The sequence below is a fragment of the Pseudomonas sp. HY7a-MNA-CIBAN-0227 genome (assembly GCF_040310325.1).
In the GTDB taxonomy this organism is placed as follows: Bacteria; Pseudomonadota; Gammaproteobacteria; order Pseudomonadales; family Pseudomonadaceae; genus Aquipseudomonas.
In genome coordinates, this window is sequence record NZ_JBEOPT010000011.1 from 97,910 (window position 1) to 124,035 (window position 26,126).

Annotated in this window: 18 protein-coding genes; 8 read left to right on the plus strand and 10 right to left on the minus strand. The window is 59.2% G+C overall.

The genetic code is table 11. The features are described from left to right. Positions 1 to 2: 2 nt before the first annotated feature. Positions 3 to 1,430: a nucleobase:cation symporter-2 family protein gene (locus tag AAEZ06_RS18840; RefSeq protein WP_149414632.1), complete on the minus strand. Its 1,428-nt coding sequence runs from the start codon at positions 1,428 to 1,430 to the stop codon at positions 3 to 5. Between the two features lie 237 nt (positions 1,431 to 1,667). On the opposite strand from AAEZ06_RS18840, the gene AAEZ06_RS18845 reads away from it, so the two are divergent. Continuing rightward, entirely contained in the window at positions 1,668 to 3,293 is a 1,626-nt protein-coding gene (locus tag AAEZ06_RS18845; protein WP_350615586.1) for a methyl-accepting chemotaxis protein, read from the plus strand. 680 nt (positions 3,294 to 3,973) lie between these two features. Here AAEZ06_RS18845 and AAEZ06_RS18855 read toward each other — a convergent pair. From AAEZ06_RS18855 to AAEZ06_RS18875, 5 genes are all read right to left on the minus strand, one after another. After that, positions 3,974 to 4,951: a 2-hydroxyacid dehydrogenase gene (locus tag AAEZ06_RS18855; RefSeq protein WP_149414635.1), complete on the minus strand. Its 978-nt coding sequence runs from the start codon at positions 4,949 to 4,951 to the stop codon at positions 3,974 to 3,976. Continuing rightward, entirely contained in the window at positions 4,951 to 6,255 is a 1,305-nt protein-coding gene (locus tag AAEZ06_RS18860; protein ID WP_350615588.1) for an MFS transporter, read from the minus strand. The genes AAEZ06_RS18855 and AAEZ06_RS18860 overlap by 1 nt, the downstream gene beginning before the upstream one ends. A gap of 56 nt (positions 6,256 to 6,311) precedes the next feature. Further along, positions 6,312 to 7,256 (minus strand): sugar kinase, encoded by a 945-nt coding sequence (locus AAEZ06_RS18865; RefSeq protein WP_350615590.1) that lies wholly within the window; start codon positions 7,254 to 7,256, stop codon positions 6,312 to 6,314. Then, positions 7,249 to 8,031: a sugar phosphate isomerase/epimerase family protein gene (locus AAEZ06_RS18870; protein ID WP_149415275.1), complete on the minus strand. Its 783-nt coding sequence runs from the start codon at positions 8,029 to 8,031 to the stop codon at positions 7,249 to 7,251. The genes AAEZ06_RS18865 and AAEZ06_RS18870 overlap by 8 nt, the downstream gene beginning before the upstream one ends. A gap of 80 nt (positions 8,032 to 8,111) precedes the next feature. After that, complete coding sequence (locus AAEZ06_RS18875; protein ID WP_350615593.1) at positions 8,112 to 9,206, minus strand: LacI family DNA-binding transcriptional regulator; 1,095 nt, start codon at positions 9,204 to 9,206, stop codon at positions 8,112 to 8,114. Positions 9,207 to 9,443: 237 nt separating this feature from the next. Here AAEZ06_RS18875 and AAEZ06_RS18880 point away from each other — a divergent pair, with 237 nt between their 5' ends. The 3 genes from AAEZ06_RS18880 to AAEZ06_RS18890 all read left to right on the plus strand — a co-directional run bounded on the left by AAEZ06_RS18880 (position 9,444) and on the right by AAEZ06_RS18890 (position 16,108). Further along, positions 9,444 to 11,429 (plus strand): hypothetical protein, encoded by a 1,986-nt coding sequence (locus AAEZ06_RS18880; protein WP_350615595.1) that lies wholly within the window; start codon positions 9,444 to 9,446, stop codon positions 11,427 to 11,429. Positions 11,430 to 11,600: 171 nt separating this feature from the next. Next, the gene (locus tag AAEZ06_RS18885) at positions 11,601 to 13,619 is read left to right on the plus strand and encodes a hypothetical protein (protein ID WP_149415272.1); all 2,019 of its coding nucleotides are present in this window, start codon (positions 11,601 to 11,603) and stop codon (positions 13,617 to 13,619) included. Positions 13,620 to 13,834: 215 nt separating this feature from the next. Next, positions 13,835 to 16,108 (plus strand): autotransporter outer membrane beta-barrel domain-containing protein, encoded by a 2,274-nt coding sequence (locus tag AAEZ06_RS18890; protein ID WP_350615597.1) that lies wholly within the window; start codon positions 13,835 to 13,837, stop codon positions 16,106 to 16,108. 97 nt (positions 16,109 to 16,205) lie between these two features. Here the strand turns inward: AAEZ06_RS18890 and AAEZ06_RS18895 are convergent, their stop codons facing one another. The 3 genes from AAEZ06_RS18895 to AAEZ06_RS18905 form a co-directional block, all read right to left on the minus strand. Then, complete coding sequence (locus AAEZ06_RS18895) at positions 16,206 to 16,847, minus strand: DUF1345 domain-containing protein (RefSeq protein WP_350615599.1); 642 nt, start codon at positions 16,845 to 16,847, stop codon at positions 16,206 to 16,208. Between the two features lie 90 nt (positions 16,848 to 16,937). Continuing rightward, positions 16,938 to 20,036, minus strand: a complete 3,099-nt coding sequence (locus AAEZ06_RS18900) for a multidrug efflux RND transporter permease subunit (RefSeq protein ID WP_350615601.1) — start codon at positions 20,034 to 20,036, stop codon at positions 16,938 to 16,940. Between the two features lie 19 nt (positions 20,037 to 20,055). Beyond that, positions 20,056 to 21,225 carry an efflux RND transporter periplasmic adaptor subunit gene (locus AAEZ06_RS18905; protein WP_149414217.1) on the minus strand — a complete coding sequence of 390 codons (1,170 nt, stop codon included), beginning with the start codon at positions 21,223 to 21,225 and terminating at the stop codon, positions 20,056 to 20,058. Between the two features lie 256 nt (positions 21,226 to 21,481). Between AAEZ06_RS18905 and AAEZ06_RS18910 the strand changes: the two genes are divergently transcribed. The 4 genes from AAEZ06_RS18910 (at position 21,482) to nudC (ending at position 25,232) form a co-directional block, all read left to right on the plus strand. Beyond that, the gene (locus tag AAEZ06_RS18910; protein ID WP_133103285.1) at positions 21,482 to 22,183 is read left to right on the plus strand and encodes a response regulator; all 702 of its coding nucleotides are present in this window, start codon (positions 21,482 to 21,484) and stop codon (positions 22,181 to 22,183) included. A gap of 4 nt (positions 22,184 to 22,187) precedes the next feature. Continuing rightward, positions 22,188 to 23,486 carry an ATP-binding protein gene (locus AAEZ06_RS18915; protein WP_149414216.1) on the plus strand — a complete coding sequence of 433 codons (1,299 nt, stop codon included), beginning with the start codon at positions 22,188 to 22,190 and terminating at the stop codon, positions 23,484 to 23,486. 93 nt (positions 23,487 to 23,579) lie between these two features. Next, complete coding sequence (locus AAEZ06_RS18920) at positions 23,580 to 24,392, plus strand: crotonase/enoyl-CoA hydratase family protein (RefSeq protein ID WP_149414215.1); 813 nt, start codon at positions 23,580 to 23,582, stop codon at positions 24,390 to 24,392. A 6-nt stretch (positions 24,393 to 24,398) separates the two neighbouring features. Further along, entirely contained in the window at positions 24,399 to 25,232 is an 834-nt protein-coding gene (nudC, locus tag AAEZ06_RS18925) for an NAD(+) diphosphatase (RefSeq protein WP_149414214.1), read from the plus strand. On the opposite strand, the gene AAEZ06_RS18930 is transcribed toward nudC, so the two are convergent. Continuing rightward, positions 25,200 to 25,979: a TSUP family transporter gene (locus AAEZ06_RS18930; protein WP_149414213.1), complete on the minus strand. Its 780-nt coding sequence runs from the start codon at positions 25,977 to 25,979 to the stop codon at positions 25,200 to 25,202. The genes nudC and AAEZ06_RS18930 overlap by 33 nt on opposite strands. Positions 25,980 to 26,126 lie beyond the last annotated feature (147 nt).

A 26,126-nucleotide genomic window follows, 5' to 3' on the forward strand; every position in this document is an offset into this window, starting at 1 on the left:
TCCTATTTCGTGACGTCCGGGTCCTGCATAACCTTGAGGGTCGACGACTCCGGATCAAATTCATCTTCTTGCAACGTTATGAACTCCTCAGGCAGGAAGATGTTCAGCAAGATAGCGCAGAACGCTCCGACGGTGATCGGCGACTCAAAGATGTTGTGCAGCGCCTTGGGCAGTTCGCGCAGCACTTCCGGCACTGCCGCAACGCCCAGGCCCATCCCCAGGGAGATGGCCACGATCAGCATATTGCGCCGATGCAGACCGGCCTCGGCGAGGATCTTGATCCCGGCCACTGCCACCGTGCCGAACATGATCAGCGTCGCGCCGCCCAACACCGGTTTGGGCATCAATTGCAGCACCGCGCCAATCATCGGGAACAGCCCCAGCATCACCAGCAGGCCAGCAATGAAATACGCCACATAGCGGCTGGCCACGCCGGTCAACTGGATCACACCGTTGTTCTGCGCAAAGGTCACCATCGGCAGGCTGTTGAAGGTGGCGGCCATCACCGAGTTGAGACCGTCGGCCAACAGCCCAGACTTGATGCGCCTGATATACAGCGGGCCCTTGACCGGCTGTTGGGAAATCATCGAGTTGGCGGTCAGGTCACCCGCTGCCTCCAGGGGCGAAATCAGGAAGATCACCGCTACCGGGATAAACGCTACCCAGTCGAAGGAAAAGCCGTACTTGAACGGCACCGGCACGCTGATCAGCGGCAGTTGTGGCAACGCTGCCAGGTCGACGCGGCCCATCCACCAGGCGACCACAAAGCCCAGGGTCAAGCCGATCACAATCGAGCCCAGGCGCAGGAACGGATTGTTGAAACGGTTAAGCACCACGATGGTCAGCAATACCAGCGCTGCCAATCCCATATTACTGGCCGCCCCCAGGTCGCTGGCGCCAAAGCCACCGGCCATGTCGGTGACCGCGACCTTGATCAGCGACAGGCCCATCAGCGTAATGATGGTGCCGGTGACCACCGGGGTGATCAGTTTGCGCAACTTGCCGATGAACTGGCTAAGCACCACCTCGATAAAGGCCGCGAAGAAGCAAATGCCAAAGATAGTCGAGAGGATTTCATCGGTGCCGCCACCTCGGGCCTTGACCATGAAGCCGGCGCTCAGGATCACGCTGATAAAGGAAAAGCTGGTGCCTTGCAGACACAGCAACCCGGAACCCACCGGGCCAAAGCGCCGTGCCTGGACAAAGGTGCCCAGCCCCGAAACGAACAGCGCCATGCTCACCAGGTACGGTACCTCGCTTTCCAGGCCCAGTACGCCGCCGACAATCAGGGTCGGGGTAATGATGCCGACAAAACTGGCCAGCACATGCTGCAGCGCGGCAAACATTGCCGCGGTGAAGTGCGGCCGGTCTTCGAGGCCATAGATCAGGTCGGATTTATAGCGGGGGCGAGGGGCTTGAGCGTCAGACAAAATTCAGGCTCGGGTCAGAAAGTGGAGGCGCAGGATGCCAGAAAGCGTCAACGGTCAAAAGTGTGAAAATATATTTCTCCGCTCCCTGCATAAAATGCTCAAGCCTGCCGATACCTCTTGTTAGGTCCACACACTAATGACAACAGTGGCGCCGAACGGTCATTGGTAGCGCGTTGACGCTCGATGGCCGTGTCGCGGCAAGGATGCTCGTAGCCATCACCTTCTGAGAGTCGTCCTATGTCCCTGCGTAATCTGAATATTGCACCTCGAGCCTTTCTCGGTTTTGCGTTCATTGCGTTGTTTGTCATTGCCCTGGGGGTGTTTGCGGTCAACCGCATGACCCTGATTCGCCAGACTTCGGTGAACATGGGGGCCAACCAACTGCCCAGCGTCGGCTTTCTCGGCAACATGACCGAAAACGTCCTGCGCCTGCGGATCTTGTCATTTCGTGTACTGGTCAATCGCGAGCCCGCCGCGCTGCAGGAAGCTCAGACGCGCATTGGGGTACTGCTGGATAAGCTCAGGCAGGCACAAACCAGCTACGCGGCGCTGCCTGCCGGTTATGAAGAAGCGGCGCTGTACAAAACATTCGTCACCACCCTGGATAACTACCTCAAGGCCCAGGCCGAGATGCTGGCACTGTCCCAGCAGAACAAGGTGGAAGAGATGCGCGCCCTGATCAACGGCAGAATCAAGGACGGCACCGACCAGATGGGCGAGCAGTTGAACAAATTGATTGCCATCAATGTCGCCGACGCCAGGCAGGCCGGTGAATATGCGGGCCAAAGCTATCGAGACGCCATCACCGGCATCATCGTGGTATCGGTGGCGGCGGCGCTGATGACCATACTGCTGGCTTGGCTGCTGACCCGTAGCATCGTCACCCCGTTGCGCAAAGCAGTGGAAGTTGCCGAAACCATCGCCGCTGGCAACCTGACCAAAGTCATTGAGGTCGACGGCAAGGACGAACCGGCCCGCCTGCTCGGCGCCTTGGCCTCCATGCAGACCAATCTGCGCCAGACTATCCAGCACATTGCGGGCTCGGCCACGCAACTGGCCTCCGCTGCCGAAGAACTCAGTGCCGTCACCGAAGAAGCCTCCAAGGGCTTGCAGCAGCAGAACAACGAAATCGACCAGGCCGCCACCGCCGTCAACGAAATGACCGCCGCCGTGGAAGAAGTGGCGCGCAACGCTGTATCCACCTCCGAGGCGTCGAGCCAGTCGAACCAGGCCGCGCGGGAAGGGCGTGATCGCGTGGTGGAAACCGTCGGCGCGATCCAGACTATGACCCAGGACGTGCAGAACACCTCAGTCATGATCGAAGGCCTGGCCACTCAAGGCCGCGATATCGGCAAGGTGCTGGATGTGATCCGCGCGATTGCCGAGCAGACCAACCTGCTGGCCCTCAATGCGGCGATTGAAGCGGCGCGGGCCGGTGAAGCCGGACGCGGTTTTGCCGTGGTAGCCGATGAAGTACGGGCGCTGGCGCATCGCACTGCGCAGTCGACCCAGGAAATCGAAAAAATGGTCGCCGGTATCCAGAACGGCACCGGGGAAGCGGTGCAGTCCATGCAGCAAAGCAACCAGCGCACCGAAGACACCCTGGTGATGGCCCGTGCTGCCGGGGTGGCTTTGGAGCAGATCACCCAGTCCATCAGCCTGATCAACGAACGCAATCTGGTGATCGCCAGCGCTTCGGAAGAACAGGCCCAGGTCTCCCGTGAAGTGGACCGCAACCTGGTGAATATTCGCGATCTTGCGACCCAATCGGCGGCGGGCGCCAACCAGACCAGCGCCGCCAGTCATGAACTGTCGAGGCTGGCGGTGGATTTGAGTGGGATGGTTGCAAGGTTTGTGATCTGACCTGATCTGTAGCGTACGCAGGGTTAGTGTGGGCTGGGGGCATATCCGTTATTTTGGTCAGGGCGGATTAGGGTTACGCCCTTACGGCGTGTCACTTTCGAAAAGCCGGAATGCCGGCCCAGACGAAAGTAACCAAAGCGCTCTTGCCCCACCACTTGGTGCCTCGCTTAGGCTTGGCATGCCTGCGTTCAGCCATCGTGGTTAACGGGGCGCCTAAGATCAAAAGCAAAAGCACGGCGGCCTGGTAGCCGACCTGAGTGGTGAGAAGCAAGAGCGGATCCACTGCCCACTGACTGTAGGAGCGAGCTTGCTCGCGATGGTCGTTAACGATGACGCTGGGTTCCTGGATGAACGCGGTGCCCTCAGGTTCTTCGCGAGCAAGAACTAGGCGTCCCCCTCGCTCCTACAGAAAAGCGGATGGCGCTGGCTCTTGATCTGCCTGCCCATAAAACCAGAGGCCGAACGCAGGTGTTGCGCAGTGGGTAAACCGGCAGGACGCCGGTTTAGCCGCGCTGGGCCAAGGATGGCCCATCGCGGCGGCCCACGGAGCAATGCCTTCGTTCGGGCACGCTGAGCCTAAGCGAGGCGCCGATAGGTAGGGCAGGAGCGTTAATGAGATGGTCAGCCCGTGGTGAGACGCCAATACCAACCCCTTGATTTTAAAAGTATTGTTCCTGGTGTCAGTGTTTCCAGGCGGCTTCGTTAACCAGATTCTTCGGCCGCTCTCCCGCCAGCGCCGTCAGCAGATTGTCCACCGCACATCGCGCCATTGCCTCCCGTGTTTCATGGGTGGCCGAGCCGATGTGCGGGGTGGCGACCACGTTGTTCAGATGCAGCAGCGGCGAATCGTGATTCAACGGTTCGCGCTCGAATACATCCAGCCCGGCGGCGCGGATCGTGCGTTGTTGCAGGGCATCAATCAGCGCCGCTTCGTCTACCACCTTGCCGCGAGAGATGTTGATAAAGATTGTCTTTGGGCCCATCAGTGCGAACTCTTTAGCACCAATCAAACCCTGAGTTTCAGCGGTCAGCGGCAACGTCAGGCAAACAAAGTCGGCTTGTTCCAACAGCTGCGGCAGGCTGCGGTACTGCGCGCCGAAACGTTGCTCCACCAAGGGTTTTGGCGAGTGACTGTGGTAGATCACCGGCATGCCGAAACCGAAATGCCCACGCTGGGCCAAGGCTTCGCCGATGCGGCCCATACCGATGATGCCCAGGGTCTTGCCATGCACGTCGCTGCCGAAATGCAGCGGGCCAATGTTCTGGTTCCAGTTGCCGGCGCGGACCATATTGGTCAGCTCCACCAGCCGTCGGGCGGTAGCCAGGATCAGCGCGAAACCGGTGTCGGCGGTGGTTTCGGTGAGCACGTCAGGGGTGTTGCTGAGCAGGATGCCGCGCTGGGTCAGATAGTCGATGTCGTAGTTGTCGACACCCACCGACACGCTGGCCACTGCCTCCAGGTGTGGCGCCAGGTCCAACAACTTTGCGTCCAGGCGCAAACTGGCTCCCAGCAGGCCCTGGGCGCTGGGCAAGGCGTCGCGCAGCTGCGCCAGGCCGCCTTCGTCGAGCGATTCAATCAGCGTGACGTTCGCCTGTTCATGCAGGCGGGCCATCAGTGGCGCGGAGAGTTTTTTGTAGAGCACGACATGCTTTTTCATCAGGTTCTTACCTTCAATTCGAGGGGGCGCAAAGAATCCGCCTGAGGCTGTTCACGGTCACTGGCACCGGGCTTGAGAAAGATCGTCAAGATCACCGACAGCATCAATGCGCCGCTCATCAGCAGGTACGAAGCGCCAGGGGAACCGGTGCTGCTGTTGAGATAACCCACCAGATACGACCCGCCAAACGAACCCAGCGCCCCCATGCTGTTGATCAGCGCCATGGCGCCGCCGGCAACGTTGGCCGGAAGAATCTCCGGGACGATGGCGAAAAACGGTCCATAAGGCGCGTACATGCAAGCCCCGGCGATCACCAGCAGCGTGTACGACCACCAGAAGTGCTCGGCGCCCAGTGCGTACGAGCCATAGAAGGCAATAGAGGCAATCAGCAGCGGCGGCCAGACAAAACGTTTACGCTTTTGCTGCTTGTCCGACGCCCAGGACACAGCCAGCATAGCGATCACTGCGGCCAGGTATGGCAAAGCCGACAGCCAGCCGGCCTCGACCATGTCCATCTGCAAACCGCTCTTGAGGATCGACGGTAGCCACAGCACAAAGCCGTAGACGCCAATACTCCAGCAAAAGAATTGCAGTGCCAGGATGATCACCTTCGGCGAGCGGAAGGCCTCGGCGTAGTTTTTCACTGCCTTCATCCCCACCTGTTCGGCGGCCAGGGCAGTTTCCAGGTCTTTTTTCTGTGCGTCGCTGAGCCACTTGGCATCGGCGGGGCGGTCATCGGCCAGGCGCCACCAGATAAACGCCCAGAGCACCGCCGGCAAGCCTTCGATGATAAACATCCAGCGCCAGCTGTAATGCTGCACCAGGTAGCCCGACACCACTGACATCCAGAGCATGGTCACCGGGTTGCCGAGGATCAGAAAGGTGTTGGCCCTGGAGCGTTCGGCGCGGGTGAACCAATGGCACAGATACACCAGCATCGCCGGCATCACGGCGGCTTCCACCACGCCGAGCATGAAGCGGATAGCGATCAGCATGTAGGCGTTGGAGACCACGCCGGTTAGCGTCGCCAGGCCACCCCAGAGGATCAGGCTGACAAAAATCAGCTTCTTGACGCTGTGTTTTTGCGCGTAGATCGCCCCTGGCACCTGGAAAAAAAAGTAACCGAGAAAGAACAGCGCACCCAGCAGCGACGACATGCCGGGGGTGATCATCAAGTCTTCGGCCATCCCGGAGGCTGCGGCAAAGCCATAGTTGGCGCGGTCCAGGTACGCCAGGCTGTAGGTGATAAAGACGATGGGCATGATGTACCACCAACGACGGGTGGCTAGTTTCAGCGTTTGCATGAGAGTGCTCCTGAGCTTGTTGTAGTTGTGGCAACAGGTAACCTGGGTGTTTTTGACTAACCGGCTTTTTGTGAAAGGGGCAGGTCAGCCCGCATCGGCAACCCCTCCATATCTCCTCGACTCTGCACGGCACGGCTGCCGATCCAATTGCCGCGCTGTACGGCCTGGGCAAAACTGAGGTTTTCCAGCAGGGCGCTGATCACGCCTACGGCAAAGCCATCGCCGGCGCCCACGGTGTCGATCACCTTGGCTACCGGTACGGCGGCGACAAATCCTTCGTCCAGTTGGGTGCGGTAATAGGCACCATCAGGCCCCAGCTTGATCACCACGGCTTCCACGCCCTGGTCCAGGTAGAACGCGGCGATGTCCGCTGGGTCTTCGAAACCGGTCAGCAGGCGGCCTTCACCGAGCCCCGGCAGAACCCAATCCGCCAGGCAGGCGAGGGCGTTGATTTCGCTGATCATGCGTTGCTCACTGGCCCACAGGGTCGGGCGCAAATTGGGGTCGAACGAGACGCTACGCCCGGCCTCGCGCATTTGTGTCATCAATTGGCGGGACAGATCACGGGTGGCATCCGACAGCGCTGGCGGGATACCGGTGGCGTGCAGATGACGCGCCTGCAGCAGTTCGGGACGGATCGCCGCCACCGACAAATGGCTAGCCGCCGAACCACGGCGAAAATACTCCACCTGCGGATCGGCACCCGTGTCTTCCCGTGATTTGAGCTGAAAGCCCGTGGGGTGCAGCGGGTCAATCGCTATATGGCTGCAGTCCAGGCCTTCGTTCTGCAGGGTGTCCACCACGAAACGCCCAAGGGAGTCGTCGCCCACCCGGCTCAGCCAGGCCACGTTGAAACCCAGGCGCGACAGGCCAATGGCGACATTGCTGTCGGCCCCGGCGATGCGTTTGTGAAACTGGCCGACCTGGGCCAGGTCGCCGGTTTGCTCGGCGACAAACATCGCCATGGTTTCACCAAACGACAGAATATCGATCTCAGACATGAGCGTTCTCCAGGCGGGGCTGGCCAAGGACAGTAAGGGCAGCGACCTGTTGGGCGGTGACCTGTGTCAGGTCTTCGCCTTGCAGGGGGAATTCCACGGCCCGGGTAATACCTTGGGGCATGTGGCGCAGCAATTGTTCCCATAGATGCAGGTCTGCGGCGCTCGGCGGCAGTGCTACCAACTTGCCATCCGCGCGGCGGGCCACTGCCTTGCAGTGCAGGTAATCGACATGCCGACCCAACAGGCGGGCGGCCGTGGTGGCCGATTGGTCCTGCCATTGCCAGTTGCCGATATCGAAGGTCATTTTCACCGGCACGGCGAGCCGCTCGGCCTCGTTGAAAAAGCGCTGCATCGGCTCAATACGTCCGCCGTGCAGGGTCTGGTCATTTTCCACCAGCAAGCGAACAGGGTGACGGTTGAGCAGGGCCGCCAGGCTTTGCAGGTCGTTGGTATCGGTGAAATAACCGAGGGAGACTTTCAGCCAGCGAGCCCCGAAGGCCTGGGCGCGGTCGAGAGTGGCGGCCAGTTCGGCGTTGGGCTGTGCGCGGCCGGCGACCCAAAGCTCCAGTGGCGAGGAAAATACGCATTCCAGACCTTGGTCTGCGGCAGTTTGCGTCAGATCGGCCGGTTGCTCGGTGGTCAGTAACTCTTCTCGCCATTCGATACGTTGTGCGCCGGCATCCGCCAACACCTGGACAAAACTCAGTTGGCCACGCTGGCGGACGACGTCCGCGCCGTAGCTGGAGAGGCTGATGGAAACGGGGTATTTGTACATTATTATTGACCTCTGAAACCGGTTTCATTTTTTGACAAAAGTTAAATTTTGGAGCCCTGCATTCCCACGATGGAGTCCTGTCAGTCGATCTCTTTGGTGACTGATACACCGCCATCGCGGGCAAGCCCGGCTCCCACAGAGAGTTGCGGCGTTTTGAAACATGAACGGGTTGATCCGCGGACAATCAGTTGCGGCAGGAAATCCAGGGTTCGCGCCGGCGAATCGTCACCGCGCAAGCGCTTGAGCAGGCAGTCAAACGCACTGGCACCAATGGCCTCGGTGGGTTGGGCAAGGGCGGTGATACCACTGCCTACCAGCGGGTACCAGTCCAGGTCATCAAGGGCAATCAGGCCGATATCGGTGAACAGAGTGCAGCCCAGTTCCTGCAGCGCTCGCGTGCAGGCCAGGGCGGCAATGCCGTTGGCGCAGAACAGCGCCTTGGGACCGTTTTTAGGATTCATCAGGAAGCTTTGCAGATGACTGTTCAAGTGCGCATCAATTTCCAGCACGGCGCCGCGCAGGCTTGTGCGCTGGTTGATCTGGGCCTTGAAGCTGTCCAGGCGTTCAACCCGTGAGCTGGTGCCATCTGCCGCTTCGCTGACCAGCAGCAAGTCACGATAGCCTTGCTGTTCCAGGTGTTCGACAGCTATGCGCACGGCCACCGGGTTATCTAGCCCCACCAGGTCGCTGTGCAGCGGTTCGACCTTGCGATCCACCAGCACCAGGGGTATTTCCCGTTGCAGTTCCAGTAATTGGTCGAGGTGATGACCGAGGGTGTTCACGATCAGGCCTTCGATATTGTACGAGCGCAGCGCAGCCAGATGCTGGCGCTCCTGCTCGTCATCACGGTCGGTGTTGCACACCACCAGGCTGTAGCCATGCTTGCGGCAGGCAGTTTCCACACCATGCATCACGGCAATCGAATAAGGGTTGCGGATATCGGCCACCAGCATGCCGATCAGGCGGGTGCGCCCACGTTTCAGGCCACGGGCCATCTGGTTGGGGCGGTAGCCCAGCTCATCAATGGCCTGTTCGATGCGCAAGGCAATGGCGTCGGACAGCAATGTGCGGTCATCGCCGATAAAGCGCGATACGCTGGCTTTGGACACACCGGCGCGCTCGGCCACGTCAAGCATGGTTACACGGCTGCGCTGGGCGGCGGAAAAGGTTGTCACGGTAGCGGGCCTTTCTTATTGGATTTATGGGGTGTCAGTACTGAATCACAGCACTGAAACCGGTTTCAGGAAACACCAAGCGCGCAAATTCGTCAAGCGATTGTCGAACAAGGCAGCGTGGAAGCAGGGAGGGCAAAACCGACGAGTGGCGGGCCTTACCTGTTAGTTTTGACAGTATCGAAAGGAGAAAATTAGGCATTTAATTCTTCCCAAACCTTGTGAAGGAAGGAAGCCAAAATGTATCGCTCTGACGCGTCTGCCTCCCACATCACCGTTCTGTCTCGCAGGGCCGAAGGGATTAACATGCACGGAGACTTTGCGGAGATCGTCGGCGTTGACCCAACCGATCCCGAAGGGTTGATCCCACTCGCTATCTCATTGCAACCGTTGGAGTGTCGTATTCCCCAATGGATACCCGGGCCGTCACCGGGCAGGGTCGAGACCCTCAAGCTGTGGTGGAGAATACAGGGCATTGACGTTGAGGCTGACTCTCAGCCTTTTCCCGGCCCGCTGAATCCTGCGGACTTTCCTTATTCACTGTATGTGCCAGTGGATTACATGAGGGAGATCGATGCAGTAGTACAAATCTACTTCACGATTGTGGATGAGACTGGTTTCTCTACTCCCTCGCTTCCCCTTACGTTGAGGGTGGACAACAACCCACCTAGGTTTCAAGACCCGGATGACAAGGCGCAGTTCGTTGATCCGGGTATCGAGGCGACAGGCATCACCGAAGAGGTGCTAGCAAACAATCCCTTTATCGAAGTCCTTGTCCCTGATTTCATTGGTCGAGCCGGGCGTGACCGTGTTGGCTACTATCTTGATGACAATGCCCCACCAGTTCCTGCGATACAGAAAGGTATTCAAGAGTTCACTTTTATTGCTGAACCTCTGGTTCTGAGGATACCTGCGGACGATTTCCGTTCACTGCCAAACGGTGCGGCTCACCTGCAATACCGCCTTTATGATCGCGCCGGCAATTTCTCCGGGTTCAGCGCGCCATTGTCTTTTCAGGTCAGTTTGATTGCGGGCCCGAGCAATCTACCCGCTCCTCAAATACGTCCTCCGGCCTATAACGATTTTCTCATCAAGCGTGACGATGCGCGGGCGATCGTCGCGGCTGTCATCCCGCATCAATACGATGGATTTGCACCGGGAGACCGTGTCGTGATGCGTTGGGACGGTCGCGACGTGCTTCCAGCGCAGACCATTACCGGCTTTCCGTTTACGGTATCGATACCCTGGGACACTCTGCGTGGCCCGACTCCCTTGGTTCGCGAACTGGTGGAAGTGAAGTACACCATTCAACGCACTGGTCGCCCGGATGTTCCTTCACCGTCTGGTTTTTTCTGGGTTGACTTGACGATCGCCGGGCAAGACCACGCGCTTGCGCCAGCGAGGCTCAACCAGACATTGTCACGAGTGGACGTTTTCGGTTTAGGCTCCGGATTGCACAACGAACTTGATTTGCGGGATCGCGACTTGGGTGCGCAGGTGTGGGTGCGGCTATATGTCGGCCCTGTTGCTGGAGAGCGATTGGAGCTCTATTGGAGCGGTGCAGGGCCGGTTGCGCATTATGACGTTCAGCCAGGCGATGTATTCGACCAGCCAGTCAGATTTACCGATGTGCCCGGCAGTGTCATTGTTGCCGGAGGCAACCACCCGCAACTTCCAGTCTTTTACATCACCAGTAATGGCGTGAATGAACAAGACGCTCGGAACACGCTGGTCAATGTTCATGTTGAGCCGTTGGTGCGTCTGAATCCCCCCGTGATACAGCACAGCCTGCATGGTGGGGCCAATTATCTTACTTGTGATTCTATTCCGGCTATTTGTCATGGTGTGATTTGGTGGGTGCGTCCTGATCCTGTTTTTCAATTGAATGACATTATTCAATTTTTTTGGCAAGGCTACTCCAAGAACAACTGGGAGGACCCCATTGATGACACGGACTTTTCATTTTCTCTCCCGCTTGACGCCAACCACCTGAACGCCGGTGTATATATAACGGTTCTGCCTTGGGACACGAAAATCGAACCGATGCGCAGTTTTGCTTCAGCAACTTCTGGTTATTCATTAGTGCGCAACGGAGCTCCCGTTGGAGAGTCAACGCCAGGCCGCGTCAGAATCGACCGCAAGTTTTCCGGCTCCGGAAAAGTTTGCCAGCCAGGCGATGAAGGGTTTTGCGATAACGTGCAGGGTGATTGTTCGGGTAACCATTGATAAATAAAAAATATCGTACGCAACACGTTAAGGCGTACTTGCTTTTTGATAGGTGATAATTCCAATCGCCATGAAGGCATCTGTAAGGCGAAGTGCGTATTGGCTAGGGGCGTGCGCGTGCGTGCATTAATCGGTAAGGCGACCTACTTAACAATAGCGAGTGAATAAACGATGAAAAACATCAATCGTACCAAGATAAAGTCAGGCGCGAACATACAGGCGGTGCCTATCACTTTAGATGATCCTGTTATCGATGGCCTGGTGGATGACGTCAACTATCCGGGCCTGATTTTCCGCGATAAGGCAGACGCTATTTTTTTGGAGGTGAATATTCCTACCTCTAGCTGGGTTCCGACACCCACAAATCCAGGTAGGCCAGATGTGCTGGACACGTACCTTGACGATATCGGGGATTTTCAGAGCGGCCTCATCCTTAGCGAGCCGGTTTTTTTCCCTGGCATTATTCCAGCCTCCTATGCAACAAGAGTCCCGCGAAGGTTGCTGACGGAGGGGAACCATCATTTCAGTTACAAAATCACCTCGGGTGGGCCGGGGGGGAATGAGTCAGGCTCACCCCAGGTGCCGCTGGTTATCGACCGTACGGCACCTTACGACAGCATTCCCGATGGCCCGCGTATGTTAACGCTGCCAGCGGGTTGGCCGGGGAGCCTCACAGAGGTGTTCATGGCTTCCCACGACGCTGCCGGTGGTGTTCCGTTTGGAATCCCTGATTATGCGGCAGAGGGTGCAGACCCAGGTGACAGGTGGCGTCTATTTGACGGCGAGTCCGACGTCCCTGTTGCAGAAGGCCCGGCGTTTCCCGATAGGGTCGTGCGCTACAGCAGAGCGCTGGCTGAGGTGTCGGACGGGTCAAAAAAACTGCAGTACCGCCTGGTTGATGTCGCGGGCAATATCAGTGAGCGCTCGTTCGAGTTGCCAATATCTATCGCGCTCAACCCAGCCCCAACGCTTGCTCCGGCGGGCGTCAGGGATGCCGTGTCACTGACCGGCATTGGCGACCGGCTGATCGATCGTGCAGACACCGCGGTGTCCTCCGGGATGTTTGTGATCATCCCTGACTATGATGAGGACCGTGCAATAGATCAGTTTCATGTCCGCCTGACCACCACTCATGGCATACGTGAACTGGGCCCTTACCCTTTGGGTGGTTCTCAACTGCCCTATAATTTCCATGTGGATTTCCCAACGCTTTTAGTGTTGTACGGGACCAGCACCGGTAAGCTCAACCTGGCAGTAGAGTACGCAGTGAACCGCCATGAGGTGCTTAACTGGGTACCAACAGCCACCAATATCGAACTGGAATTAGAGGTGGGTGGCCCGACAAACCCCCATGACCCCGACCCGATCAATATCACCCTGCTGTTACCCGTCCTGACAGGGCGAGGCTCAGGCAAGGTAAATGAGCTTGATGAGGACGATAATGGGCTGGATGCGGATGTCGAGGTGACGTTGTGGAGTGCTACACCACTTCCGTCAGCCCGCGCATTCGATATCGTTCTGTACTACATGAACGAACAGGTCGATAGACAACCTGTGGACCCTACCACCGCGATGCCGGGTGACACGGTCGCCATGACGGTACCGTGGCCCTATATCCAGCGGCACTCCAACGGGTTGATTCCGCTGCGTTACGAAATTGCGGTTGCCTCCACCCACAACCGAACCTCATCGCCGCCCCAGGATATCAACGTTAATGCCAACGTGACTGCCTTCCTGGCGCCCAGCGTCACAGGAGCCTTGCCCGCTGTACCCGGAACGCCACCATTGCCTGGGGAAATACGTTGCGGGGCGTTACTAGTGCCGGCGAGAAACGCCCGTGTGTTTGTGCCGCCCCATCCTTTGCTGACGCAGGGCATGATCGTCACGGTGAACTGGACCGGCTGCAGCGATGATGCCGGTGCGATGCCAATTGCGGGGGCCACCGGGACGTTTCCTTATGGCCCTATTTCGTTCCAGGAGGCGCAAATCGGCTTCACGGTGTCCGTCGGGCCTTATGCGACCTACATCAAGCCCATCAATCTGGCTAACCATAGTAGGGGCTCAGTGCACATCACCTATACCGTACCAATCATTGGTCCTTCTCCTGTCGTCTCGGCCGAGGCCGTTCTGTTGGTTCGTGGTGTCGTAGCGGGTCCTGCCTATTGCGATGGTTCGCCTTGGCCGACGTAAAAAACGCTATGTGCAAAGGAAAAGAGGAGCGTAAAGCTCCTCTTTTTTATCAGCCCTACCTCTTTCGTCCATTCGTTCAGTCATTACGTGCAGATAAGTCCTACATACCCATTCTCCCTCCGCCCCTAATCTTCGGCCCGTCGAGGCCTGGTCCCATCTCGCTGGGTGCCGGTCAATTCGTTCCTTTGGGAAGTCTATGTACGGGTATGCATGCAATGAGTATCAACGCACTTTTTAAAAAACATCCGCTGGCAATCGCGCTTCAGGTGCCTGTAGTCAGTTTCCTGATGTTGACTACGCCACTGGTGGAGGCTCGCTCCGAGCTCCATCCAGGCATGGAACGCACCATCGAACAAGGCCATAGGGAGGACGACTGGGTCATCGGAGAGAACGCTCACCTGACCTCCAACGGCGCCACGCTGAGGCAGTCCAAGGTCACGGCTGGCAAACTGACCCTTAATACGGGCACCACCGCGCAGGACATTCATGCCGCGCGGGGTTCGCAAGTCACTCTGAACGGCACGACAGTCGTGGCGAGAAGCTCGGCTGCATCTGCTATCAACCTGCAAGGCAGTCAAGCTGATATTCATGGTAGTACGATCACTCACACCAACGGCATAGGCATTTCTGCTGCGCGTAACTTCCTCACCAATGATGGCTCCACTGTCAATGTCTTCGACAGCATCATCAAAGGATCTACCCGAGGGGCGTTTGCCACAGCGTTCAGCCAGCTCAACTTCACCGACTCGCAGGTTATCGGTACCGATGAGGATGGTGTCGGCATATTGCTGTGGGGCGCCGAAGCCAACGCAATCAACAGCCATATCATCGGCGGCGAAAATGGCGTACGCCTGAGTTATGAAAGTGACGATCTGAATACCAGCACCCTGGTGCTGGACCGCACCAGTGTTGAAGGTCGTAACGGCGCCGCTCTGCTGGTTGAAGGTGACGCCTATGGAAGCACTGAGGCAAACATTCAGGTGCGCAATGGTTCGACCCTGACCGGCGGCAACGGCAATATTCTGGAAGTCATCGGTGGTTCCACTGCCAATATGAACGTCGACAACAGCTCGCTGGTGGGCGACGTTGAGGTTGAAGAAGGCAGTACCGCCAAGCTACAGCTTAACAATGGTTCCTGGCTGACCGGCCAACTGAAGAATGTTGCCGAGCTGAGCGTCAACGAGGCTTCTCATTGGGTGCTGGTAGGCAACAGTGAAGTAGGCGACCTGAAAATGGGCGGCGGTACCGTGCACTTCGGCGGGGCGGATGAGTTTTATCAACTGGACGTCAAAAGCCTGTCCGGTGACGGCACTTACATCATGCACACCGACTTCTCCAACGGCCAAACCGACTTCCTCAACGTCGAAGGCCAGGCCGAAGGCCGCCACAGCCTACTGCTGGCCGCCACCGGCTCGGAGTTGTCCAACGCCCAACCGGTTCACGTGGTGCACACCGAAGGCGGCGCTGGCAAGTTCTCCTTGGTCGGCGGCACCGTTGACGTGGGTGCCTTTGCCTATGGGCTGAAACAGGAAGGCACCGACTGGTTCCTCGACCCTACCCGCAAGGGCACCAGCACCAGCGCCCACTCGGTGCTGGCCTTGTTTAACACCGCACCCACCGTGTTGTACGGAGAAATGACCAACTTGCGTACCCGTATGGGCGAGTTGCGCTTCAGTGACGGCAAGAGCAACGGCCTGTGGATGCGCAGCTACGGCAACAAATATGACGTGGCGGCTAACAAGAATGGCGCGGGCTACTCGCAAACCCAGAAGGGCTTCACCATCGGTGCAGATGCTCCATTGTCCGGCGGTGACGGCCAATGGCTGGCCGGTGTGATGGCCGGTCACAGTACCTCTGACCTGAGCCTGACTCGTGGCAGCAGCGGCGAGGTCAAGAGCTACTACGTCGGTACATATGCCACCTGGATTGATGCCGAAAGTGGCCTGTACTTCGACGGTGTGGTCAAGCTCAACCGCTTGCACACTGACAACAACGTGACCATGAGCGATGGCAAGAAAGCCAAGGGCAACTACGCGCAAAACGCCGTGGGTGCTTCTGCCGAGTTCGGTCGCCACATCAAGCTGGCCGATGATTTCTTCGTTGAGCCCTATGCGCAGTTGGCGACGGTAATCACTCAGGCCCAGAGCTATGACCTGGACAACGGTCTGCACGCCAAAGGCGATCGCTCAAGTTCAGTGATTGGCAAGGTGGGTGTGACGGCGGGCAAGAATATCCAGTTGGACAGCGGCAGTGTGTTGCAGCCGTATCTGCGTACCGCGTTGGCCCATGAGTTCGACCAGAGCAACAAGGTGTTCATCAACGGCCAGAGCTTCAACAACGACCTCTCGGGTTCGCGGGTTGAGCTGGCTGCGGGTATGGCGGTATCAATGTCGAAAAACCTCAAGCTGCATGCCGACTTCGAGCACAGCAAAGGCAAGGCCATCGACCAGCCGTGGGGTGTCAACGTCGGTATTCGTTACGACTTCTAAAATACACAGCTAAATAAAAAAGGAAGCTTCGGCTTCCTTTTTTGTGGGTGTGAGTTGGCTTACACCAGCACACTCAGGCAAGTAGAACCGAGCAGTCTCAACTGAACAACCCCGCCGCGATATTGATCGAGAAGCCCAGGATCGCCGTATTGAACAGAAACCCGATCAACGATTGCCCTAACACCACCTTGCGCATACTGCGGGTGGCCACGCCAACGTCGGAAGTCTGCACCGCCACGCCGATAGTGAAAGAGAAATACAGAAAGTCCCAGTAATTGGGGTTGATCGGGCCTTCGGCAAAACGCAACGCCGGTTCCTTGCCCTCACAGGTGTAATACAGCCGTGCGTAGTGAACGCTGAAGATCACGCCGATCAGCAACCACGACCCGATCACCGTCAGACCGGTAAAGCCGTAATGCAGCAGGCGTGCAGCGGTGTCCAGGTCCTTGCTGCCCGCCAGCCCGAAGGCGATGGTCGCCAGGCTGGCGATGGCCGCAATGCAGACCATGAACAGCACCAGTCCGGCGTTTTCATCCTCGACCTCGGCAATGCGCTTCACATCCTCGGCCTTGGCGCGGATCGTTAGCCACAGCATCAGCACCAGATAAGTCCAGACGCCGGCGTTCCAGCCCATAAGGACTTTGCTGAGGATTGAATCGGTGGGAGCCAGGATGCCAACCGCCAGGCCCAGGACGGCGGCGGCAGAAAGGCGAGGGTGGGTACGGGCGAGGAAGGGCATGGTGCTCACAAATTCGGGATTTATGAGCACCATAGCAGCAGAGCCAGCTTCAAGCTGTAAGGGGGTTGGCGATTTCTTGCTGCTTGAAGCTTATGGCTTGTCGCTGCGCTTGCGCACCAACCTCATCACCACCACAAAGAACACCGGCACGAACACCACGGCGAGCGTCGCGGTAATCATCCCGCCAATCACCCCGGTGCCGATGGCTTGTTGGCTTGCCGAACTGGCGCCGGTGGCGATGGCCAACGGCACCACGCCGAGGATGAACGCCAGGGACGTCATGATGATCGGCCGTAGACGCAGGCGCGCGGCCTTGAGGGTGGCGTCGATCAGGTCTTCGCCCTGGTCATACAGGTCCTTGGCGAACTCGATGATCAGGATCGCGTTTTTCGCCGACAGACCGATGATGGTGATAAGCCCGACCTTGAAGAACACGTCATTGGGCATCCCGCGCAAGCTCACCGCCAACACCGCACCGAGCACACCCAACGGCACCACCAGCAGCACCGAAGTCGGAATCGACCAGCTTTCATACAGCGCTGCCAGGCACAGGAAAACAATCAGCAGCGACAGGCCTAGCAACAGTGGTGCCTGGGAACTGGACAACCGTTCCTGTAACGACAACCCCGTCCACTCCTGGCCCAGGCCGGCCGGTAATTGGCTCACCAGCCGCTGGATTTCCTCCATGGCCTCGCCGGTACTGTGTCCAGGCGATGCTTCGCCAGAAATGGCAATGGCCGGGTAGCCGTTGTAACGGGTTAACTGCGCCGGCCCCTGAATCCAGCGGGCCTCGACGAAGGCCGACAGCGGCACCATCTTCCCGGCGTTGTTGCGCACATGGATCTTCATCAGGTCAGCCACCTGGCTGCGCTGATCGCCTTCGGCTTGCACCACCACCCGCTGCATGCGGCCCTGGTTGGGGAAGTCGTTGATATAGGCCGAGCCGATGGCCGAAGACAGGATATTGCCCACATCGGCAAAGGAAACCCCCAGCGCATTGGCCCGCTTGCGGTCTACTTCCAGTTGTACCTGAGGCGCTTCGGCCAGGGCGCTTTCGCGCACATTGGCCAGGATCGGGCTTTTCTCGGCGGTGTCCAGCAACTCGGTACGTGCTGCCATCAGTGCGGCATGGCCGACGCCGCCACGGTCCTGCAAGCGGAACTCAAAACCACTTGAGGTGCCCAGACCATCCACCGGCGGCGGCAGGATCGAATAGGCAATCGCATCCTTGAGCTCGGTAAAGGCCATAGTCGCCCGGTCGGCAATAGCGGCGGCGGAATCGTCGCTGCTGCGCTCAGACCAGTCCTTCAACGTGGTAAACGCCAGCGCTGCGTTCTGCCCGGAGCCGGAGAAGCTGAAGCCCATGATCATCGTCGTGTCGCCGACACCCGGCTCACTGGCGTTGTGCGCCTCGATCTGCTCGACCACCTGCACCGTGCGGTTCTTGCTGGCCCCCGGCGGCAACTGGATATCGGTGATGGTGTAGCCCTGGTCTTCCACCGGCAAGAAGGAGGAGGGCAGGCGACTGAACAACAGTCCCAGGCCCACCAGCAGCACCAGGTAAATCAACAGATAACGCCCTGTGCGCTTGACGGCATAGGCCACCCAGCCTTCATAGCGGTCGGTCAGTTGTTCGAAGCGCTTGTTGAACCAGCCGAAGAAGCCGCCCTTGGCGTGGTGATCACCCTTGGCAATCGGCTTGAGCAAGGTGGCGCACAGGGCCGGGGTCAAGGTCAGGGCCAGAAACGCCGAGAACAGGATAGAGGTGGCCATGGACAGCGAGAACTGCTGGTAAATGACGCCTACGGAGCCGGGCATGAACGCCATTGGCAGGAACACCGCCACCAGCACCAGGGTGATACCGACAATCGCGCCGGTAATCTGGCCCATGGCCTTGCGCGTCGCCTCCTTGGGCGACAGGCCTTCGGTGACCATGATCCGCTCGACGTTCTCCACCACCACAATGGCATCGTCCACCAGGATGCCGATGGCCAGTACCATGCCAAACATGGTCAGCACATTGATCGAGAAGCCCAGCAACAACATGGTGGCGAAGGTGCCCATCAGCGCAATTGGCACCACCAGCGTCGGGATCAGGGTGTAGCGGATGTTTTGCAGGAACAGGAACATCACCGCAAACACCAGCAACATCGCTTCCCCCAGGGTGTACACCACCTTGGTGATGGACACTTTGACAAATGGCGAGGTGTCGTAGGGAATCTTGTATTCCACATTGGCTGGGAAGTAGCGCGACAGCTCATCCATCTTCGCCCGCACCAGGGTCGCGGTGCTCAGGGCATTGGCCCCTGGCGACAACTGCACGCTGACGGCGGTGGACGGCTTGCCGTTCAGGCGCGTGGAGAACTGATATTCCTGGCTGCCGATTTCGACCCGCGCTACATCGCCGATGCGCACGGTGGAGCCGTCCGGATTGGCCTTGAGGACAATGTCGGCAAATTCGGCAGGCGTCGACAACTGGCCCTTGACCAGGATCGATGCGGTAATTTCCTGGGTTGCAGGGCCTGGCAAATCGCCGATGCTGCCCGCCGATACCTGGGCGTTTTGCGCGGTAATCGCAGCGTTGACATCAGCGGGCGTCAGGTTGAAGCCGATCAGCTTCTGCGGGTCGATCCAGATGCGCATGGCACGCTCGGCGCCATATAACTGGGCCTTGCCGACGCCGTCCAGGCGCTTGAGCTCGTTCATTACGTTGCGTGCGAGGTAATCGCTGAGCGCCACGTCATCAAGCTTGCCGTCGCTGGAGGTCAGGGTTACCAGCAGCAGGAAACCAGCGGAGACTTTCTCCACCTGCAAGCCTTGTTGGGTGACCGCCTGCGGCAGGCGCGGCTCTACGGCCTTGAGCCGGTTTTGCACATCCACCTGGGCCATTTCCGGGTCGGTGCCCGGCTGGAAGGTGGCGGTGATGGTGGCAGCGCCCAGGCTGCTCTGGGATTCGAAATACAGCAGGTGGTCGGCGCCGTTAAGCTCCTGCTCGATCAGGCTGACCACGCTTTCGTCCAGGGTCTGGGCGGACGCGCCTGGGTACACCGCGTAGATCTCCACTTGCGGCGGTGCGACGTTGGGATACTGGGCCACCGGCAACTGCGGGATGGCGAGGGCGCCAGCCAGCAGGATAAACAGCGCGACCACCCAGGCGAAGATCGGGCGATCAATAAAGAACTGCGGCATTATTTGTTATCCCTAATCTTTACTGGTCAAAAGCCTGGCCAGAAGCGTGGGCAAGTGGCTCGGGGCTGTCGTCGACCTGGACTTTCTCGCCGGGTTTGGCGTGTTGCAGGCCTTCAACGACGATGCGGTCTCCGGGCTTGAGGCCGCTGCTGACAATCCAGCGATCATTGATCACTGAGCCCAGTTCCACCGGCTGCAGGCTGACGTTGTGCTCGTCGTCCAGCAGCAACACCATGGCGATGCCGGCACTGTCGCGGGTGATGGCCCGTTGCGGCACGCTGATGCCTTGCTGGTCTACGGCTTGTTCCAGGCGTACACGTATGAAACTGCCGGGCAACAGGTCCAGGTCAGGGTTGGGGAATTCGCTGCGCAGGATGATCTGGCCGGTGCCTGGGTCGACGGAAATCTCCGCGAACAGCAGCTCGCCCGGCAGCGGGTAAAGGCTGCCGTCATCCTCGATCAGTGTGGCCTTGGCCTGGTCCTGGCCGACCTGCTTCAAGTGCCCGGCGCGGAAAGCGCGGCGCAGGTCATTGAGTTCGCGGGTGGATTGGGTGAGGTCGGCGTGGATCGGGTCCAGTTGCTGGATTACGGCCATCGGTGTGGCTTCGTTCTGGCCCACCAGCGCGCCCTCGGTCACCAATGCGCGGCCAATGCGTCCGGAAATCGGCGCGGTAACCGTGGCGTAACCCAGGTTCAACTTGGCCCGCTGCACCGCAGCCTGATTGGCGGCTACATCGGCGGCGGTTTGCCGGGCGGCAGCGCGAGCGTTGTCGTATTCCTGGCCGCTGATGGCATTGCCTTCCACCAACTGGCTGTAACGCTGCTCTTGCAGGCGCGCCTGGAATGCGTTGGCCTCGGCCTTGCGCAGGCTGGCCTGGGCGCTGTCCAGATCGGCCTTGAATGGCGCCGGATCAATACGGAACAACACGTCGCCCTGTTTGACGTCATGGCCTTCCTTGAATACCCGCTGTAGCACCACGCCGGCGACTCGTGCGCGCACTTCGGCAATGCGCGGTGCGGCAATCCGACCACTCAGCTCGCTGGTGATGGACAGGGGCTTGGCTTCAAGGGTTTCGATCCGTACCTTGGCCAACGGCATTTGCGGGGTGCTGCTTGCGGACTTGTCGCAAGCACTCAAGGCCAGTGTCAGTGCCAACAGGCAAAAAGGCGCAAACAGATTCTTCGACATGCTTATATCCCAATATTGACTGGCGCATCCTACGGGCGCCTCCGCCACAGTGCTGTGAAGCTGTGTAGGTGGTGTGTGAAGAAATGTAAGGTGCAATGCACGTGATGCGCGTGGGTGTATATCCTTCACGGCTAGCAAGCCTGGGGAGTCGGGCTTGCCCGCGATGCAGGCGACTCGGTATATCTGAAAAACCGCGGTGATGCTATCGCAGGCAAGCCAGCTCCTACAGAAACCGTAATCTCTGGAAACACCTTCAATGCCCAACATCCTCCTGGTCGAAGATGACGCTGCACTCTCCGAGCTGATTGCCAGTTACCTGGAACGCAATGGCTATCACGTCAGCGTCATCAGCCGTGGCGACCACGTGCGCGAGCGCGCCAGGCTCAATCCGCCGGACCTGGTGATCCTCGACCTGATGCTGCCGGGCCTGGATGGCCTGCAAGTCTGCCGCCTGTTGCGGGCCGACTCGGCGAGCTTGCCGATTCTGATGCTCACCGCCCGCGACGACAGCCACGACCAGGTCCTGGGCCTGGAAATGGGCGCCGACGACTACGTGACCAAACCCTGCGAGCCACGGGTGTTGCTGGCCCGCGTGCGCACCCTGCTGCGCCGCAGCAGCCTCACCGAGCCCCAAGTTGCCAATGACCAGATCCTGATGGGCAACCTGTGCATCGACCTGTCCGAGCGTTCGGTCACCTGGCGCGATCAGGCCGTGGAGTTGTCTAGCGGCGAATACAACCTGCTGGTAGTCCTGGCCCGTCACGCCGGTGAAGTGCTCAGTCGCGACCAGATCCTGCAACGCCTGCGGGGTATCGAGTTCAACGGTACCGACCGCTCGGTGGACGTGGCGATCTCCAAGCTGCGGCGCAAGTTCGACGACCATGCCGGCGAAGCGCGCAAGATCAAGACCGTATGGGGCAAGGGCTATCTGTTCAGTCGCTCCGAGTGGGAATGCTGACACCATGCTCCGGGTTCTGATCCGCCTCTACCTGCTGACCATCGTCACCTATAGCGCGGCGATCTACTTGATTCCAAAAGGCATCATCGAGGTCTTCCACACCCGCTACATGAGCTACAACATCGAGCAGTCCCGGGGCTTGCAAAGCCTCATCGTCAGGCAGTACCACGCCGTGCCGGTAGAACACTGGTCCCATGTCACCGAACAGCTGGGGCGCGACTTCGCGCCGTTGAAAGTGCAGTTGCTGCACCGCCAGGACGCCAGCTATACCCCGGCCGAAGAACAGTTGCTGGAGCAAGGTAAACCGGTCATCCGCCTGGGGGAGTGGGGCTGGATGGAGCAGATCAGCTCGCCGCTCAACCAGCAGTTGGCAGTCAAACTGACCATCCCGCCAGACCCGCTGGACATGAACCTGTTGTACTGGACCATGAACGTATTGATCGGTGCAGCATTGCTGGCCTGCCTGCTGTTCTGGCTGCGCCCGCACTGGCGAGACCTGGAGCGGCTGAAAACGACGGCGGCGCAACTGGGCAAGGGCAACCTCGGTGAACGCACGCAGATCCCCCCCAGTTCCAACATCGGCAGCCTGGCCGCCGTGTTCGACACCATGGCCAGCGACATCGAACACCTGCTCAACCAGCAGCGTGACTTGCTCAACGCGGTCTCCCACGAACTGCGCACACCGCTCACCCGCCTGGACTTCGGCCTGGCGCTGGCGCTCTCCGATGACTTGCCGGCCCCCAACCGCGAGCGCTTGCAGGGCCTGGTGGCACACATCCGTGAACTGGATGAACTGGTGCTGGAATTGCTTTCCTACAGCCGACTGCAAAACCCGGCACACCTGCCGGAGCAGGTGGAGGTGGTGCTCGACGAGTTTATCGACAGCATCCTGGGCAGCGTCGACGATGAACTGGAAAACCCCGAGATCGTCATTGATGTGGCGCTCGATTGCGCCGTAGAACGCTTCACCCTCGACCCGCGCCTCACCGCCCGCGCCCTGCAAAACCTGCTGCGTAATGCCATGCGCTATTGCGAGCAGCGAATTCAGGTGGGGGTCAAGGTGTGTCCCAAGGGCTGTGAAATCTGGGTGGATGACGACGGCATAGGTATTCCCGAAGATCAACGCGAACGAATCTTCGAGCCATTTTACCGGTTGGATCGCAGCCGTGACCGTGCAACCGGTGGTTTTGGGCTGGGGCTGGCAATCAGCAGGCGGGCGCTGGAAGCGCAGGGTGGGACGTTGCGGGCCCAGGCATCGCCGTTGGGCGGAGCGCGGTTCAGGTTGTGGTTACCCACTGTGTAGTCCCGCTTTTGGCCGATGCACAGCCTTACCCCCCATCACACAGCCTTGTTATAGTTCGGCCCTTATCTCAGCCGCCAGTCAAGGATCACTGCCATGTCCGAATACCAAGCCTTTGTTGTCGAACTCAACGACAACATTGCCCATGTGCAGATCAACCGTCCGGAGAAGATCAACGCCATGAACGCGGCGTTCTGGACCGAAATCATTGACATTTTTCAATGGGTCGAAGACACCGACGCCGTGCGCGTGGTGGTGCTCAGCGGTGCCGGCAAGCATTTTTCCTCCGGCATCGACCTGATGATGCTGGCCTCGGTGGCCAATGAGTTTGGCAAGGACGTCGGCCGCAACGCGCGCCTGCTGCGGCGCAAGATCCTGCAACTGCAAGCCTCGTTCAACGCCGTCGACAACTGCCGCAAGCCGGTACTGGCAGCGATTCAGGGCTACTGCATTGGCGGTGCCATCGATCTGATCAGCGCCTGCGATATGCGCTACGCCGCCGACGATGTGCAATTTTCCATCAAGGAAATCGACATCGGCATGGCTGCCGACGTCGGCACCCTGCAACGTCTGCCACGGATCATCGGCGACGGCATGCTTCGTGAACTGGCCTACACCGGCCGCACCTTCGGCGCCGAGGAAGCGCGCAGTATTGGCCTGGTCAATCGCACCTACAACGATCAACAGAGCCTGCTGGCCGGGGTGATGGACATTGCTCGGGAAATCGCCGCCAAATCGCCGATTGCCGTGACCGGCACCAAGGCGATGATCAGCTATATGCGTGATCACACCATCAATGACGGCCTGGAATACGTTGCCACCTGGAACGCAGCTATGCTGCAATCGAACGACCTGCGCGTGGCCATCGCGGCCCATATGAGCAAGCAGAAACCCGAATTCGTGGATTGACTGAACATGACCCCAGGCTGGATTACCACAACGTTGCTGGACAATGACACGCCTGGCGGCTGGGCCGTAGCCCGTAGTCGCGAGGGTTTCCTGCGCGATGACAACGGGCCGCTGTTCCCCAGGGAATGGCTCACGCGCCAGGATTTGTCAGTGTTTGCCGAACACGGCATCGGTCATCTGAATGGCGAGCCTGTGTACCTGCTGGAACTCAACAGCCCCAGCGACGTGCAAGGCTGCAGTTGGCAGGGCTTGCGCGCCTTTATGCTGCAAGGCGACCACACCCTGTACAAAGTCCTGGGTTATGCCGCGCAAATCGGCACATGGGCCCGTGAACACCGCTTCTGCGGCAGTTGCGGCCAGGCTATGGCCCAGGTTCCACATGAGCGGGCGATGTATTGCCAGGCTTGCGACCTGCGCAGTTACCCGCGTATTTCGCCGAGCATGATCGTATTGGTGACCCGTGGTGACGAGATCCTGCTGGCCCGTTCGCCGCGCTTCGTCACGGGCGTCTACAGCACCCTGGCCGGGTTCGCCGAGCCTGGGGAATCGGCCGAAGACTGCCTGATCCGCGAAGTGCGCGAAGAAGTGCAGGTAGAGGTAAAGAATATCCAGTACGTGGGCAGTCAGTGCTGGCCGTTCCCGCACTCGATGATGCTGGGGTTTCACGCCGAATACGCGGGTGGCGATATCGTGCCCCAGGCCGATGAGATCGAGGACGCGCAGTGGTTCAACATCCGCGAGCTGCCGCCGTTGCCAGCATCCCGCTCGATTGCCCGCTACCTGATTGACCTCTACCTGGCCCAGCGTTTAGGCCACGCTGAACCAGTGCTGCCAGGCTAGGCGCACGGTAAGGCCCAGGACCACGGTGATAAACACCGGGCGAATGAATTTGGCGCCGCCGCTGATGGCACTGCGGGCGCCAAAGAAAGCGCCCACCATCACCGAGAAGCCCATGCTCAGGCCGACAACCCAGTCCACCGAGCCGTTGAAGATAAACACCGACAAGGCCGCCGCGTTACTGACGAAGTTCATGCTGCGGGCCACGCCGCTGGCCTTCACCAGGTCAACGGGATACATCAGCAGGGTGCTGACGGTCCAGAACGCGCCCGTACCCGGCCCGGCCACACCATCGTAGAACCCCAGGCCGAAGCCCTGGGTCGACTGCCATTTCTTCTTGATCGGCGCATCAGCGTCCAGCGGCGCCTTGGGTGTGCCGCCGAACAACAGGTACACGCCGCAGCCGAAGACAATCACCGGCAACATCTTGTTCAGCCATTCGGCCGGCAGGTAGTGGGCAACGACGGCCCCAACCAAGGCGCCGATCAAGGTGCCGACGATGGCGTGTACCCACTGGCGTGGATGAAACAGCTTGCGGCGGTAGAAGGTGAAGCTGGCGGTGGCCGAGCCGAAGGTCGAACTCAACTTGTTGGTGCCCAGCACCATATGAGGTGGCATGCCTGCAGTGAGCAGTGCGGGGGTGGTTAACAGACCGCCACCCCCGGCAATGGCATCGATAAAACCGGCGACAAAAGCAACAACGACCAAAATGGCCAGGGTGGTGAGGTCAACGCTGAGTTCGAAAGGCATGGAGGCGACTTATTTTCGGCAAGGCGCAGAAAAGGGCTGCGCGAAAGGCCGATATCTTACCTATAACCTATTCCTGCGGCGACTGTTCCAGGCTTGCCCGTGATATGCATGGGTATCTACACAGTTCTTAAGGTTGCTGATAGCGTT